The sequence below is a fragment of the Bradyrhizobium sp. USDA 4502 genome (assembly GCF_054063355.1).
Genome location: NZ_JBSSGF010000001.1, coordinates 9052134 through 9067555 on the forward strand (window position 1 = coordinate 9052134; position 15422 = coordinate 9067555).

9 protein-coding genes are annotated in these 15422 nt (G+C 61.6%); 6 read left to right on the forward strand and 3 right to left on the reverse strand.

Annotation, left to right across the window (positions count from 1 at the left end; genetic code table 11):
* The first annotated feature begins 77 nt into the window (after nt 1-77).
* Nucleotides 78-587 (forward strand): hypothetical protein, encoded by a 510-nt coding sequence (locus tag ACVW1B_RS42260; RefSeq protein ID WP_456822981.1) that lies wholly within the window; start codon nt 78-80, stop codon nt 585-587.
* Between the two features lie 79 nt (nt 588-666).
* On the opposite strand, the gene ACVW1B_RS42265 is transcribed toward ACVW1B_RS42260, so the two are convergent.
* A complete protein-coding gene (locus ACVW1B_RS42265) occupies nt 667-1065 on the reverse strand; it encodes a hypothetical protein (protein ID WP_456822982.1) in 399 nt (132 codons plus the stop codon).
* A 375-nt stretch (nt 1066-1440) separates the two neighbouring features.
* The gene (locus tag ACVW1B_RS42270; protein ID WP_456823095.1) at nt 1441-2775 is read right to left on the reverse strand and encodes an IS5 family transposase; all 1335 of its coding nucleotides are present in this window, start codon (nt 2773-2775) and stop codon (nt 1441-1443) included.
* Between the two features lie 787 nt (nt 2776-3562).
* Here ACVW1B_RS42270 and ACVW1B_RS42275 point away from each other — a divergent pair.
* On the forward strand, nt 3563-4354 hold the full coding sequence (locus ACVW1B_RS42275; protein WP_456822983.1) for an AfsR/SARP family transcriptional regulator: 792 nt from the start codon (nt 3563-3565) through the stop codon (nt 4352-4354).
* 456 nt (nt 4355-4810) lie between these two features.
* On the opposite strand, the gene ACVW1B_RS42280 is transcribed toward ACVW1B_RS42275, so the two are convergent.
* On the reverse strand, nt 4811-5017 hold the full coding sequence (locus ACVW1B_RS42280; RefSeq protein ID WP_456822984.1) for a hypothetical protein: 207 nt from the start codon (nt 5015-5017) through the stop codon (nt 4811-4813).
* A 153-nt stretch (nt 5018-5170) separates the two neighbouring features.
* On the opposite strand from ACVW1B_RS42280, the gene ACVW1B_RS42285 reads away from it, so the two are divergent.
* The 4 genes from ACVW1B_RS42285 to ACVW1B_RS42300 all read left to right on the forward strand — a co-directional run bounded on the left by ACVW1B_RS42285 (nt 5171) and on the right by ACVW1B_RS42300 (nt 15400).
* Nucleotides 5171-8035: a hypothetical protein gene (locus ACVW1B_RS42285; protein WP_456822985.1), complete on the forward strand. Its 2865-nt coding sequence runs from the start codon at nt 5171-5173 to the stop codon at nt 8033-8035.
* The gene (locus ACVW1B_RS42290; protein WP_456822986.1) at nt 7975-9579 is read left to right on the forward strand and encodes a hypothetical protein; all 1605 of its coding nucleotides are present in this window, start codon (nt 7975-7977) and stop codon (nt 9577-9579) included. The genes ACVW1B_RS42285 and ACVW1B_RS42290 overlap by 61 nt, the downstream gene beginning before the upstream one ends.
* 83 nt (nt 9580-9662) lie before the next feature.
* Nucleotides 9663-10606 (forward strand): IS630 family transposase gene (locus ACVW1B_RS42295; protein WP_141343507.1). Its coding sequence is split into 2 segments (ribosomal slippage): nt 9663-10001 and nt 10004-10606, totalling 942 coding nucleotides; the frame shifts between segments, so codons are not numbered across the junction.
* A 138-nt stretch (nt 10607-10744) separates the two neighbouring features.
* A complete protein-coding gene (locus tag ACVW1B_RS42300) occupies nt 10745-15400 on the forward strand; it encodes a hypothetical protein (protein ID WP_456822987.1) in 4656 nt (1551 codons plus the stop codon).
* Nucleotides 15401-15422: the final 22 nt, after the last annotated feature.

A 15422-nucleotide genomic window follows, 5' to 3' on the forward strand; every position in this document is an offset into this window, starting at 1 on the left:
CATCTTTATGATTGACAACGAGAAGGTACCGCCCTATGCCTCACCCATCGTAAAGATGCTTTATGCTGGAGAGCGATATGCGAGACAATCTGGTGCCGATGACCATCCGCCTCGACCTTGTCGTCAGCGAAGCGCTCGCGCGCGCCGCACTCGCTGCCGGCCAGGAGACCGCCGACTATGCCGGCGACATCATCGCCCACAAAGTGCTCGAAGAGATCCGCAAGACCGAACCCGAAGCGGCGCAGCGCCTGCAGGACGAGATCGAGATCAAGGCGGAAGCCATCGCGTATGCACGCCGCTTCGTCCGCGAGAATCCCAATGTCGACAATTCCGACATCACGCTGAAGGTCTTCCGCCACATCCGACAGGACGAGCGTCTGAACCCAAAGTACAGCCGCGCCATCGGCGGCCGGCCCGCGGACGAGCGAGGCAATCACACGAAGGCGCGGATCAATCGCTCGCTCGGTGCCGCGATCAAGACCGCGCTCGGAGCGATCCCGCGCATGGAGCGCGGTAAACCCGCGAAGGTTCAGGTGACCGGCGAGTTCATCTTCTCGTACACGCCGCTGAACCTGCCCACGCGGTAGCCGAAGTTTTCTGCCTTGTGCGGCCTGCCGCCTTCCCTGTCGACGTCATGCGTCGGCGTGACGTCGCGGGGGTCGGCGATCACGGCACTTGCGTGGGATTGATTCCCGAAAAGCCGGACCCGGCCACGATATTGCGAATTTCGGCCATGTTTGCGTTCGGTCCGGCCTCGATGCCGAGCAGCGTCACGGAGGCGATGCGGTTGTCCTGGTTGAGCGGAAGCTTCCAGTATTCGAACTTGCCGCTGTCCTCTCGGAGGTCTCTCGGGTCCTTCTGGGCGTGGGGCACCGCGTCCTGATGGAATTTGTACAGCAGTCTGACCTCGTATTCGCCGCCGTAGATTGCCTCCGGCAGACAGAACGCTCCGATCTTGGAAGTCGTCCAGGGCAGGAATTCGGGGAAGCCGGCGGCGTTCAGATCGTCGTTGATCAGATTCAGGAGCGTCTTCTCGCCGGGGACGAGATACCGGATCTTGCGCAATTCGCCATGCTGCCGATCCCGGTCGACCTCGATGCGAAGTCGGAGCCGGACGCCGGTGCCCCACTCGGCGAAAGCAGCTCACATTGCCCTGTCGTTGGTCGCGCCGATCGGCGTCACCGAGGTGTAAAACAGGTCCTTGGCCAGGGTCTTCAGGTAAGCGGATCCCTTCGAGACGTCCGTGTATCCTGTTCAGCCGTGCTGCTTGGCATGGGTCGACACCTCATGTTCGTCGATCCGCTTCAGAAGGTGCGCAAGCCATAGAACGCCGTTCGCGGCGAAGCCCTTGAATGCATCCGGTCCGGTGTAGTGGAAAAACTCGCCACCGGTTCGTGGGGATACATGGTCGTTCGTGAAGAACTTGCGCCGGCGCCCCGCTTAAGCGGTGTTTCGAGCCGGGACGGTCTCGAAGAAGGCTCGGATGATGACACGCAAGAGCTCTGCGAGCCATCGCAGCAGCAGGCCGAAGTTATAGCCGGCAGCGGCGAGAACAGCGTTGATGCGGTCGCCGAGGCGTCCCTTGAGATAATTTCTGTCCATGCGGTACTCGGCCTTGACGTGGCCGATGACGGGCTCGACAGCCGCGCGACGCTTCATCTCGCGACGGATGGAAGCTGTGACGCGGCGGACCTGACCCGAGATCCAGACCCTGAACCGATGCGGGTGGTTGTGACCGCGATATCCTTTGTCGACGTGGATACCGCGAGCCTCCACCCCGGTGAGCTTCTCCATGTCGGCGATTACGGGACCGAGCGTGTGCCCATCGAAGGGATTGCCATGCAGCGCCTTGGCATGGAGCACGAACTGGCCGCCCTTCGGAGACGTCACAGGGGTGGCGATGCTGACCTTGCAGCCGAACTCGTAGGGCGCGCGGGCTTTACCCTTGCCGATGCACTCAACCTCCGGAGCATGTAACGCATAGACCTTCGGACCGCGCTGATGCTGATCCTGGCTGCGCACCTGCTGCGCTAAACCGAGCAACGGGCCGAAGCGAGCTTCCAGCACCGTATCGCCATCAATATTGCGGCGGATGTCGCGGATGATCCGGCCAAGCCGTGTCCGCAGGAACTTGAGCTGCCGCCGGGCGCGTTTGAACTGGTGGGCGTGGGTATAGCGGCCGGTCATGATGGCGGCGCGCTTGGCCAGGCGCAGATAGCTCTGGCGTAGCGGCACACGGTTGCGCTTGGCGAGCCCGACCAGCTTGATGATTGCTCGATGCAGGAGCCGCGCGTCGGTCGGATGCGCAACCGCCTTGGGCTGCACCGTGGTATCGACCATCACGCGCTCCAGGTCCTTCGGGCCGAGGGCGCCTGTCTTGTGCGCCACCGACAGACTTTCCTGGATTAGCGCAACGAGCTGCTCCTCGCCGAGCCGCTGCCGCCAGCGCGTCATCGACGATCGATCGAACGGCAGACGGTGGCGGAAGCTCAGCTCGCCGCAGAAGTATTGGTAATAGGGGTTCTCGATCCAGCGAGCGCACAGCACCTCATCTGCCAGGTTGTGCATGTGCTTCAAAATGAACAGGCCGGCGACTAGCCGCGTCGGCAAGCCCGGCTGTCCCGACCCTGCTTGGCACACCGAACTGAAGCGCTCATTCAGGATGTTCCAGTCGATCAGCGCTGCCAACCGCACCAGCGGATGACCCATGTCGATGATCTGATCAAGCGCCGGAAGCAACAGGTCTTTCTGGCGATCATCCCGCGGCTTGCTTATCGCATTCCCCAATGTCGACGACGCCGTCAGGGAATCACGAATCGCCCAAAAGCAAAACCTAAAACGCAAGAAAGCGAGGTCCAAAACCCCGCTTCCCTGCAAAATCGAATACTACATCAAGACCAATTCTGCTTATTTCTCAAGTCAATCCGCATTCTTCACGGACGACTAAGCGAGATCCGGGCCGGCGACTTCAGGGGGCCGCCGGCCCTGCACTTGGCGCCGCGCGGAACGGTCCGGGATGCGGGCGACGAGGATATGCGACATCACGCTGGCGTCCGAGTCTCGCTTTTGCCACTCGCGCGACCATGGATCCATCGCGGTTCCCGCCCTGGGACCACCTTATCGACATGCCCCCGATCAGATGTTGAGCCTTCGCAAGCGCAGGCGCTTCATGAGGCGATCGTGGGCGGAGCCGCTGCGCGATCAAGCACAGATTCCTGCGGGTCTGGCGGACCACTTGGATGATTTCCATGCGCAGTCGAAGGCAAAGTCCCCCGGCGGCGAGCGTTCAGGCGCGAGTAGGTAGCCCGCAGTAGTTTGCTCCGGTCACGGCCGAGAATTTCAGTCGACCATCGCGGCAAGAGATTCCAATTGACCGGGATAGGGGCGGTAGGCACCTCTTGAAGAGCGGCAAGAGAGGCATTGTATGATCATCGCATCGCCGCTGCGCGCGGGGCACCGGCCGTCAAATACCGCTGGCAGCATATCCAGAACGAGAAAACTGATACATTCAAAGATTGCACGATCGTCCGATCACGACTAGTCTCTACTGATATTAAAGCCATTGAAAAAAGTCTTCCTACAAATTTCTTTTTTGGGGGACCGCGTGCAAATTTCTGTTGAGTTCTTGGGTCGAACGCGCGTGTCGGCTGGCGATAGCGAAATAGCCCTGTCGCGGCAAAACATTTCCTTCCTAGCTTACCTTGTATTGTTTCGTGAGATTGATCATCCTCGTGACGTTCTTATCGAACAATTCTGGTCGTCAAGTGAGCCTGCCCGCGCGAGGTCTTGTCTCGGGACAGCTTTGTCGCGACTGCGAAGTGCTTTGAATGTCGGCGGGTCAAGCTGGCTTGAATTCTCGCCGCGAGGCGAGCCACGAATCTGTGTTTCGTCCCAGATCTGGTTCGACATCGTCGCGTTTGAGGCCGGTATGGCGCTGTCGCTGTCGGCATCTCCTGGTCGATTAGAGCCGTCGCTGGTGAGCAGCCTCACCACCGCTCTTGGCCATTATCGCGGTGATCTGATGCTAGGCTGGTATGACGATTGGGTACTGATCGAGCGTGAGCGGCTGCGCGTACTTTGCCTGCGCGGATATCGCAGGCTGATGGAGCACTATTCCGCTGTTGGGGATTTGGAGAACGCGCTCGCAGCCGGCCTGTCTGCCCTCCGGATCGAGCCTCTGCAGGAATTGGTCCAACAGCACGTCATCGAGCTTTATGCCGCGTCGGGGCAGCGGGCTGCAGCAATGCGCCAATATGAACGGCTGGCTCAGCTGTTGAAACATGAACTCGGGATTGCGCCTTCAAAGACGACGCGCGATCTCGTTGAGCGCATCAGGATAGAACAGCCGCTGTAGTCATCGGGATGCTCCGCATCACATTGAGAATAGGCGACAAGTAACAACCGGACCGCTCACTATGTGGGCCGATGGCGTGGGTGCCGTTCAACAGCGGCTTATCATCCTTCTCGCGACGAGTTCGCCGGTGGCTTTGTAATGCGCGCCGCAGCACGCTCCTTAAATTATTGCGCTCAACCAATCTTCCCCATTCCTGATCTGAGTAGCTATCAGCGAACAGGAATGTTTGCCGTGACGTATCAACCTATGTGAAATGGTTAGCCGTTAAGTCAAAAAGATAGAGCACGTTAACACGTCGACCGGAAGTCATAGCCTCGAGAAGCCCGTTGTCCGGCGTCGGAATGCGTAGTGACGTCACAGTGACGACGTTGTCATCTTTCAGTTGCCTGTGGGTTTCGTTCGGTTGCCCCTGTGTTCAAGCTCTTGTGCCAGGCGAATGAAGGCGATCGGCTAAGCTCACGTTTCCAAACGGATCTCTGTTCGACGGGGCGTGCGATGGGTAGCGAGGCTTCCGCCGAAATGAGCTTCGTCGTTCACATCTGGCTCGAAAATGGAAGTGCGTGGCGTGGACGGGTAACTCTCGGCGATAACGAGCATTCTGGCGCGTTCGAGGATGCCCAATCGCTGATCGATTTTATTGATCGCCTGCTTCGGAAGACCCACGGGGTTTCGTTACCGATGCATCGAACTCATTCGTGAATATGGTGGATACAACTATTGCATGTGCAAATTCTTATGGCCGCTTGGTCCCAGACGAAAGTGCGAAACCGCCGTGCGGCACGGCATCTTTGATCGGCGAATCGCTCGGGGGCACCGGTGGCTGACGACGTTGAAAAATTCCAACCCAGTCTTCGTTGTGACGACAATGAATCCTACAAAGAGGAGCCTTTTGCCCTTCCGGACATCTCTCGGCGCGCGGTTATTGTAGGGGCGGCGTCAGCTGTTTTGGCGACTAGCGCGCCGGCCGAAGCTGCGCGCGAGCCGCAAGTCACGGTCGACTATGAGGACGCGACGCGCAGAGCGCTGATCATCACTTATGTCAGGCGCGGCAGAGGCGACGATCCGAAAAACGTGCAATTCATGCGCCTCGATGCGGCGAGCTTCTATGCCTTTCAGGACAAGGAGCGCCAGCATTCCGACGGCATCCAAGGCCGTTTCATCCGCTATCGAACCGAAACTGGTTGGGCCGCGAAGCTGCTCGACGCCCAGTTTCCCGGCGGCAAACCATTCGCAGTGCTCCTGACGCTGAAACCAGACCAGTCGAAACAGAACTGGAGCCTTTCCCTTGCGTTCGAGCGGATCGCCGGCCACAGCATCGCGTTGCGGACTGGCGTGCCCAACGCCGCGTCGAGTCTCGACGATCTGCTGTTCAATGATTCGACGCCCGAGATCGCAGCAGCGCTCAGCGAACCTGCAGCCAAAGCCCTGATGGAAGAGTTGTTCGGCCCGCGACTGCTTTTCGCCCAGGACGCTGAGCGTCACGTCGTCCTGACATTCCACCGCGACGGTCATTTCCGGCTGGTTGGCACGGGAAACGCGCCCACGTTCAGCGTTCTCAAAGACGAGGGCCGCGATTGCGCGGTTTTCTCCATTCTGTCGTTCGCATTGCTGTCACGCAAGCGGGCGGACCTGCGCGTAGCAGGGGAAAAGCAGTCCGCGCGGCGCGATACGGCATTTCTGCTGCCCAAGGAGGCGGGGGTGTTGCGCGTGACCGCGGGCGGTGCTGGCGCAACGCCGCCAAAAGCCGCAGACGCGGAGGATGTGCGGGCATTGTTTGAGAACGAGGACCTTCGCCTGTCTTCGTCAGGCCAAATCGGTGTGATGCTCTATGGGCTGGCCCGGGATGCTCGGTTCTTGCGCGAGTTCGCGGTTGGCAGCGCCTCCGGCGTCACCGTGCGCCTCGGGCCGGACGCGGCGCTTGCGATAAAGCCCGAGCCCGTCGCCGGCAGCGTCTATGTCGGTCTGCGCAACGCCGGATCGGCCCGCGAAACCGTCCTGTCGCTGCGTAGTTGGTTCGCGCTGCGAGTGCTGCCCGACGCAAAGGCACGGGCGAAGGACAGCGCAAAGTCCGCGCCAGAGGCGAAGTTCGATGCCTTGACCGGGACTCTCTGGCGCGGCGTCAATGCGGGTATTGGTGATGCGAACAACCAACTCGATATGATTGCCGAACTCGAGCCACAATCGAAGCTCGAAATCGAGACCCGCTTCGGTCCGTTCTGCGTGGAACCGTTGCCAGCGATTCGGCCGCGTCCAGGAGCCGCAGCTCGCGTCCCGCCGATCCGCGTCGAAAGCACTGCCGGTGGAACGCTCGGTCGTTTCGCCGCGCCGATGGCGTTGACCCACGCGGCGATTCCAGTCGACGGCGATACCGAGATATTCACCAGTCTCGATTTCGACGAAGCAGAGTGCCTGTTCAGGATTCCCGACGTCAGAGTCGGCCGGGTTCGCAAGGACGGGCGCGGGACTCTCATTCCAGAGACGACGCCGCCGCAGGCCGAGTCGATCGTGAACCTAGGTGGTGCGGTTGCGCAGGCGCAGATATCGTTGGCGCGAGCACGGCTCAGTGTGCGCCGGCCGCGCGACTTGCTGTCGCTCGGCTATCGTTTCCAGGATCTCCTGCTCGAACTCGACGACACCGGCAAGTGGATCGTGCCTGACCGGCGCTTGGCCGATTTCGTCGCGCATCGCCCGCCACTCCCCTTACGAGACCTCAAACCGATTGGTCGCGACCTTCCTGAGGGTGCAACGACCCAACAGGTGGACGCCGCCGAGGAAGCCAAACGAAAGAAGGCCGCCGAACTGCCCGACCGGCGCCGCCGCTGGTTCCTTCCGACGTCGCCGCAACCTGCCTGCAGCGATCCCGAGGCCACCGCGACCGCGCCGTCGCGTTTCGACGCGCCACGTGATCCGCGACCGCTTATGGTCGTAGAGTTTCCGCCGCAACATATCGCTGAACGCGCGTTCTTTCGACAGCTTCCCACCGAGCCCAAATTGCCGGCGCCCAGCGCCGGCACCGAGGTTTCGCGCGCGGACGCCGAGATACTGCGTAACGGCGACCCGACGAGCCGGCTGAACAAACGAAAAGAGATCAGCGGCACACAAAGTGCCACGGGGGCCGATTTTACGACTTTTGTAGCCAAATTCCTGGAATTCGCCGGAGATCTGCCGGAGGATCAAAAAATCTACGTGGGCGAGGATTTCCTCGATCCCGACGCGCGGCGGATCGCACGCAAAGCTGCCCTGGCCCTGGTCAAGAGCGAAGATGGATTGCCTCCGCGGGATCGTCTGCGCTCACTGCCTGATATCGATATCCCGCAGCCGCTGAAGGTGGAGTTGCGCGAGGAACTCGGTCTGGTGTTTCCGCAAGGCGGCGCCAAGGGCGGCCAGGTTCGGCCCGAGCCCGAGGCCTGTTCAAAAATCCCGAATGGGCTCCCTATCTGCACGAGCGCGAACTGCGCAAGGAGCAGCGCGACACCACGCCAAACTACCAACGATTCCGCGCCCTTTACGTTGAGAAGGGGCTGGCAGGGAAACTGTATAGCGCCAGCATTTCCGCGCCGCAGGAATATCCGGGACGCGAAACCTATGTCGCGTTCATCGAAAAGGTCCCGGCCGGCGATTTGCAGAATCGGGCGATTGCCGACATTCTCGCCGTCATCAAAGCGCTCGATGATGAACTGAGGAGCGCCGACGCGTTTAAAATTCCGACAGAGGCGCGCCTCTCCGGCCCGTCCCGTCTGGCGTTTCGGATTTCGGCCGATGACTACGAGGGCGGGCGTCCCGATCCGGAGCGTAGGCCGGGTGAGAGGATCGAGGGCAAGCCGGCGGGTTCGTTTCCGTTCACGATGGCGGCGCTGACCAATTGGGGTTCGTTTGACCTCGCGGTGGTGCGTCGGGCCGAGAAGCTGTTCGACCCATTGCCGGGCGGGCGGGCGGCATCGCGTTGGGGGCGCAACGAGACGCTCGACGAAGCGGAGAAGCTGTTGCACCAGGGCCTCACGCGCGGCGACGCTTGGGCGCGCCGCCTGAGTGACGGCAAGATCGACGCAGACTGTCCTGCTCCCAAATCATTGGCGCCGAATGCGGGTCGCGTGACCGGCGCGCAGCGCATGGCGGAGATTTATGGCGCGAGCCGCGAACCGCCACGCTGGCACGAGACGTCGATCGAGATGCCGTTCCGGCTAATGCTGTCACCGGCGCAGGATGCTTCGTTCCGTACGCCGTTGTCGATCCCGCAGCACATCGCGCAGAAGCTGGGGCTGACGCCGAATGCGGAGCAGCCGGTTCCGTTGTGGTTTGCGACGCTCGACGAAACGTCGGGTACGTCGAGTGTGCGCGCCATTTGGTCGCCGGACTTCCGGCCGGAGGCATTGGTCGATCGGGAGATCGGTACGCCGCCGCGCGGACCGTGGGCGCCGTGGGCATTGGGGCACGAATTTTCCTCGATCAAACCTCCCGCGCCCGATACGGAACAGTTTCGTGCCAGCCTCGATGCGTATGATAGGCACGAACTCGTAATCCTGTCGTCGGTCCCCGGGCTGCCGGTGCGCGGACGCCGCAAGGAGGACGGAAGTCTTACCGACCTCAGCCAGATCAATATTCCTGCCGGCTTCGAATTGCGCGACGCGCTTCCGGAAAAACTTGGCGCCGGCGTCGCGTTAGCGGATCGCTCAGCGATCTACAAGCCTCAAGCGCTTGACGTAAGCGAACTGACGCTCACCGCCCTCGGCGGCACATTCAATGCCGATACGTCCTTTGTTCCGCCGGCGTCCGCCAAGGTCGTCGTTCCGGTCAGCTTCTTCCAGTCGCTGGTTCCGGAGGCCCTGCGGAAAGATCTGAAGGATAGCCGCCGCAACCTGTTCGACGCGCTGTCGATCGAACGTTGGCGTCACCTCGTGGTGCTCGGCCGCGACATCAAGGTTGAGGTCATCTACAAGGGGTTTCTGTTTCCGCTCGGTCATCGCGCATCGCTGATCAAGCTCACCGAGCGCAGATTCTACGCCGCGCCCGACGGCAGGCCGACCGCCTTCCTGATCCAGCGCATGTTCCTGCGTGTCGGCGTGCCGGAAAAAAACTATCCGGCGATCGGGCAGCCCAATGGCGGCCGTCGCTGGCCGGTCGAACGTCTCGAACTGCTGACCCGGGTGACGTCGGATATCGTCGATCCGGCAGCGGCGACGGTCGGTTCGAATAATCCCACAGAGACTAGAGCGGTTTCCAGTTGAGGTGAATCGGAACAGTCAAAGGGGATTCCCACGGGCACGCAAATCAGATTCGGTGTTGCCCGCGACAACATGCGGGGCATGCGATGGCGAAGGGATACTCCAAGGACCTCAGGGTGCGTGCGGTTGAGCTTGTTGAGTCCGGCGAAAGCGCACGTGAGGCTGCGCGCATTCTCAATCTCGGCGCTTCGACTACGATCCGATGGATGGATCGTTGGAGGAAGACCGGAAACGTTGAGGCCAAGCCCGGCACCGGGCACAGCCGCTCGCCGTTGGAGCAGCACAAGCAGTGGCTGATCGAGCTGATCGCCGCGGAGCCGGACCTGACGCTCGAGGAGATCCGCGCGCGTCTGCGCTCTCAGAGAAAGCAAAAGGCCGGCATCGGTTCGATCTGGCGTTTCTTCGACCGTCACAGCATCACCTTCAAAAAAAAACACTGCACGCCGCCGAGCAGGATCGACCTGACGTCGCTGCCGAGCGTGCCGCGCTGAAAGCCGAGCAGCCCAAGCTGCGTGCACCGCGCCTCATCTTTATCGACGAGACTGCGGTCACGACGAAGATGGTCCGGCACTATGGGCGCTCTCCTCGCGGTGAGCGCCTCGTCTCTGGCGTGCCCCATGGTCACTGGAAGACGCTGACGCTTGTCGCCGCGCTGCGCATCGATGGCCTCACGGCGCCCTATGTCATCGACGGTGCAATGGATGGGCCCTCGTTCCTGGCTTATGTCGAGCAAGTCCTGGCGCCGACCTTGCGCAAGGGCGACATCGTCTTCATGGACAACTTGCGCACTCACAAGATCGCCGGTGTCCGCGAGGCGATCGAGGCTGTCGGCGCCCGCGTGCGTTATCTGCCGGCCTACTCGCCCGACCTCAATCCAATCGAACAGGCCTTCTCCCGGTTGAAAGCTGCGCTGCGCAAAGGCGCCACCCGCACGGTCCAAGCCCTGCTCAAACTCATCGGCAAACTCGTCAAGTCGTTTGCGCCGCAGATGTGTGCCAACTACTTTAGGCATGCTGGATACACCAGATGATCCACATCATGTGGAAAATGCTCTATGGTTGCGAATGAGGGACGCATCTTTCTCCGCGCCAGCTCGACCACGATCAGCCCCGGCCTGGTGTTTTGGCCGCGCACTTCGCCGCGCGACGGGGCCGATATCCGCTTCGAAATGCAGATCGACCAGCGCGGTACCCGCGTTCGCCTGCCGCTGATCTTCGTCGACAATACCGCCGCCAACGACGAAGAAGCGATGCGGCGCCTCACCAAATACTACAATACGACCCTCACCGGCGATCAGGAGTGGCGCCGCCGCATGCAGCATAGCGGCATCAAGCGTCGCTATGCGCCGGAGACCGAGCCGGACAACACCAGCTTCGAGACCTTGAGTTGGTTGCTCGAGGCCGAGGGCCAGCAAAGCACGTTACCGAAGATCAATTGTGCGCGGCAAGCCAGCTTCGACAACGTCGATTTCGACTTTCCGCCGCTGTTGCAGGGTGCGGACCAGCCTCCGTTCTATCCTGTCATGGCGGAGGCCGATGTTCGGATCGAGCGCGTCGACCGTTTCGCCGGAGGCCGGGTTGAGCCGGTCACGGTAAAGTTCGATAACGAATACACAGCGTTTGGCTTTCCGACGCCGGACAAGTTGACCGAAGACAAAAGCAAAATTGCGGCCTGCAATCCGGCCGATGCGCTGACCGAGGCTCAGACGGACGTCTTTCTAGATTTCAAGGAATCTGTCAAACTCGAAATGGGAGCCGCCGGAGACAGGAGCGGCGGCGCGACGCGCCCGACGACGAATCTTATCGGCGTTTCACGCTCGCGCGGTCCGATCGGCGGCACGGTTGCTTCGAAGACCGATCCTACGCCGACTGCTCCCGCGTCGGCGCAGATCGCGAAGCCAGACGCCGCTTCGTTCTTCGATACGGATGCCAAGATACTAGGCATTCTGACTTTTGCCGAAGCGCTCAAGCTGCTGCTCGCCGCGATCTCCCAGACACCCGAATTCAAGGAAGTCACCGAATATGCATCCTCGCTGATAACGCAAGGCGAACAGAATGGCTCCGCGGCGATTGCCAAAGTGCGTGACGCGCTGCTGATCCCGCTGCGAGATGCACTCGATACGCTGCAGAGCGAGTGGGCGCAGACAATCGCGTCCGGCGCAGCTGCGACTGGAGCCGAAGGCGCCGATGCGAAGCTGACCAGACTTTATCCGGATGTCGGCGCCAGCTACGCGGACCTGCGGCGCGCTGTCGACGCGGCGATCGAGACCAGCGCTGCGGTCACCGAACTCCCGGCTCTGACGGAACATTTTGCGAAGATATATGCGTCCGGGAGACGTTTCATCGCGGCGATCGACCGCGTCGCCCGCGATCCCGTGGCGCCGGTGCGCGCGGCGCTGAAGGATGCGTTCAAGACCACGCTCGATGATCTGATCCGAGCCGCGAGCGGCTTGATCGACAGGACGGCAGCCGCGGCTCTCGCGAACATCGAAAGCGAGGTCAGGGAGCAGGTTCGCACACTGCTCGAGGATTCCGCGCTGGTCGCGTACCGACGTCTCGTTTTCGCGCTGCCTGCGGTTGACCTCGTGGCTGACCCCTCAGCGGCATCCAAGGCAGCGGAGAAGAAAATCGAGGAGACGTTTACCGCGGTCCTCCGCGGCAAGCGGGACGCGCTTCTCGACGCGTTCCTGTCCGACGATGTCGCCGTCGAAAATGCGTTGAAAGACATCTCCGATGAACTTCGCAAGCAGCTCGAAGCCGCGATAAAGGAGTTGCGCACTGTCCTCGGGGTCTTTCCGGTGCCGTCGCCGATGGCGAACGCGCTTGAGCAAGCAGTAAACAACTGGAAGGCGCGGGGGTCGCGCGCGGCCGACAGGCTCGAAGGCATCATCTTCAGAACAGTAGTGGCGAATTTCCGCGTGTTGTTGGGGGCGGCGCGAGAAATAAGGGCAGTGTTAGACGACGCGAAGTTCGATCCGGCAAGACTCCTAGAGAAGCTCAAGCTGCTTGCGTCAGCGGCACAGTCCATCGCCCAACCCGCGATTGACAATGCGCTGGGCGGCGCGCGGACGATGTGCGGCGAGGCTGTTGCAGCCATTGCCAAGGTGCTCAACGTCGTCGCGCCGTCGCCGGGCATAGTTCCCGATCCGGCCGACGAGTGCAAGGTCGATGCCAGTTCCAATTGCGGTCCTGAAGGGCCGCCGGCTCTGACCACGCCGGTCACCGCCAAGGAGTTCGCTCAGCAGGCGGTGCGGCTGTTGAAACAGCTCGACCTGCTGGTCGTGTCCGTGCGCGACTACGCCGCCGTCAGCATCGAGCCAACCAAGTCGCAGCTTACTACGTTGGCGACGAGACTCGAAGGCCTCACGAACGACGTGCGCGCGGCGGCGGACAATGTCGCGCAGGGCGTCCTCGCGCTCGATCGCGCGGCTTTCCGCTTTCGCAAACTCGGCAATGCGCTTGATGAAAATGTCTGCAAGTCGCTCGATCCCGATGCGATTGCACGACTGCCTCTCGACGCGCTGGCCGGGCTCGGAAAGCCGCAGGCAGCGCTGATCAACTCCCTCAACGAGTTGGTCGCCCAACTGCGCGCCAGTCTCGGTACGCCGCCAGCAGGATCGGAAACCTTGCGCAGCGCACTGACATTTCTCGCCGGCACGACACCGCCGGTCGGGGCGCAGGACAAGCTTGACAAGGCGATCGAGAACGCCACGAACGTCGCGAAGAATGTCGGCGGCCTCGTGTTCGGTGCGCAGAGGATCGCGCAGGACATCACCTCGCTGAAAGGCAAGGCGGAGCAAATCGCCGAGATCGAGGCTACGCTGAAGGATTTTGCCGTACTGCTCCGAAAGTCTCCGCTCACTGAAGAGGCGGGCAATTGGCTTGAGCAGGCCATGGCCGTGATCACCAAGACGAGGAGCGATATCGGCAAGTTGGAACTCGAAGTGCGCGGCGCGCTGCAAGGACTTCGTGATAAATCGATCAACGACATCGGCAAGACGTCTGCCGCCGTTGAAGCCTATCTCAACGCGCTGGAGGCCGAGTTCAAGCGGGCCCAGGAAGAGGTCAACACCAGGCTCAAAGTGCTCATCGAGCAGGGCGAGCAGGCTATTCTGTCCGTCCTGACCAAGGCCTTGATCGGCGGCGAGGCGTATCGCGACAGGGCGTTCCAGTTCGTCGCGCGTACACTCAACCCGGCGGTCGACATCCTGAGCAAGGCGCAGACGCGCATCGTCGATCAGCGGAACAAGATCTATACCGAGTTCAACAAGGCCGGTGGCACGTCTACCGGCGGCCGCAACGATATCCTGGCTGATCTCAGCAGCGTGACGCTGGCGCAGATCGCACGCCTGTTGCTGGTGGCGCCGCCCGGCGACACGCGCGTGTTCAGCCCGCCGCTGTCGCCAGATCCGGCGGCGCCGGCCGACGACTATCTCGCCAGGGAGATGAAAGAGCTGAATGCGCTCTCCGAAGCGCTCAAGAGGACTGCCCAGCCGGCGGGTACGCCGCTTCCGCCCGAGACCGCGAGGCAGATCGCGCTGTTGTTCGCGGATTGGACCGCGGGCCGGGCCTCGGCGGTGGTGCTCGCTGAAACCGTGCGCCGCGCCAGCGAACGGGTCCTCAGCGGCGATCTCGGCAAGGTCGTGGATCTCGAGGGCGCGCGCCGCCGCATCGAATCCAAGATCAAGGAGATGGTGCCGTCGAAGGTCGCGCTCAGCTACGGCTTGAGCGCCGAAATGAAGCCGCTCAAACTGTTCGGCTTCGACTTATTCGTGCCGCAGCGCAGCAAGCTGCTGACGATAGACGCAAGCGCGCGCTACGACCTGCTGGAGCCGCAGAACCCGCCGGTGTTCATCGCTAAGGCCGAGCTCAGCGCATTCGACATCAATCTGTTCGAAGTCGTGACGCTGATGTTCAACGGCGCCAAGTTCAACAACGACAGCACCAAGGGCTCCGACTTCGCGCTCACCTACAACGACTTCAAGATCGGAAAGAAAGCCGAATTCATCGAACCGCTGCAGAAATTCCTGAACCCGCAGGGCAGCGGACCCTACGTCAGGCCGAACTTCAGTCCGATCGGCATTGAGGCCGGCTACAAGCTCGACCTTGGCATCATCTCGATCGGTAACGTGTCGTTCTCCAACGTATCGCTCAACGCGGCCTGCCGGTTGCCGTTCGAGAATCGCCAGGCCGTTTTCACCGTCTCGATCGGACGCCGCGATTCACCCTTCATTATCTCGGCCGCGCCATATGGAGGTGGTGGCTTCTTAGGCCTGCTCGCTAACAGCAAGCGCATGATTGGCTTCGAGGCGTCGTTCGAATACGGCGGCGCAGGCGCTTTCAAGTTTGGGCCCCTAGAGGGGCAGGGCCGCATTACCATGGGCATCTACATCAACCATGTAGAAAGCCCGGACAAGGACGGCCCGCAGGGCACCACCGTCGAAGGGTTCTTCTTCGCCGGCGGCTCAGCGCATATCGCTTGCTTCAGCATGAGCACGTCGCTGAGCGTGCGCATCTCGCAGCAGCCCGGCGGCAGTATGCAGGGCAGCGCGCAATACACTTTCTCGTTCTCGCTCGGCGTTAAGGACATCGAGTTCAAGGTCCGTGTCGCCAAGAGCGAGAAGAAGGGCTTCTCGGGAAGCGGGCAGGCCTCACTCATCGACGTTCCCACGCGCTTCGCCGCGCTCGGCGACTTTTCCGGCGCATACGCCATGGCGCGCGGCAAGTCGACGGTGCAGATCCGCGCGGATACCGCCTGTCAGGGTGTCGATTGGAAGCGTCACGACAGCTATTTCGCCAACGATGTCGATGGATTCCCCACATGACCGTTCCTCGGCCGAGACCGTC

Coding starts and splice junctions, on each gene's coding strand:
- ACVW1B_RS42260 (WP_456822981.1), top strand. CDS start 78: ATGCGAGACAATCTGGTGCCGATGACCATCCGCCTCGACCTTGTCGTC.
- ACVW1B_RS42300 (WP_456822987.1), top strand. CDS start 10,745: ATGCAGATCGACCAGCGCGGTACCCGCGTTCGCCTGCCGCTGATCTTC.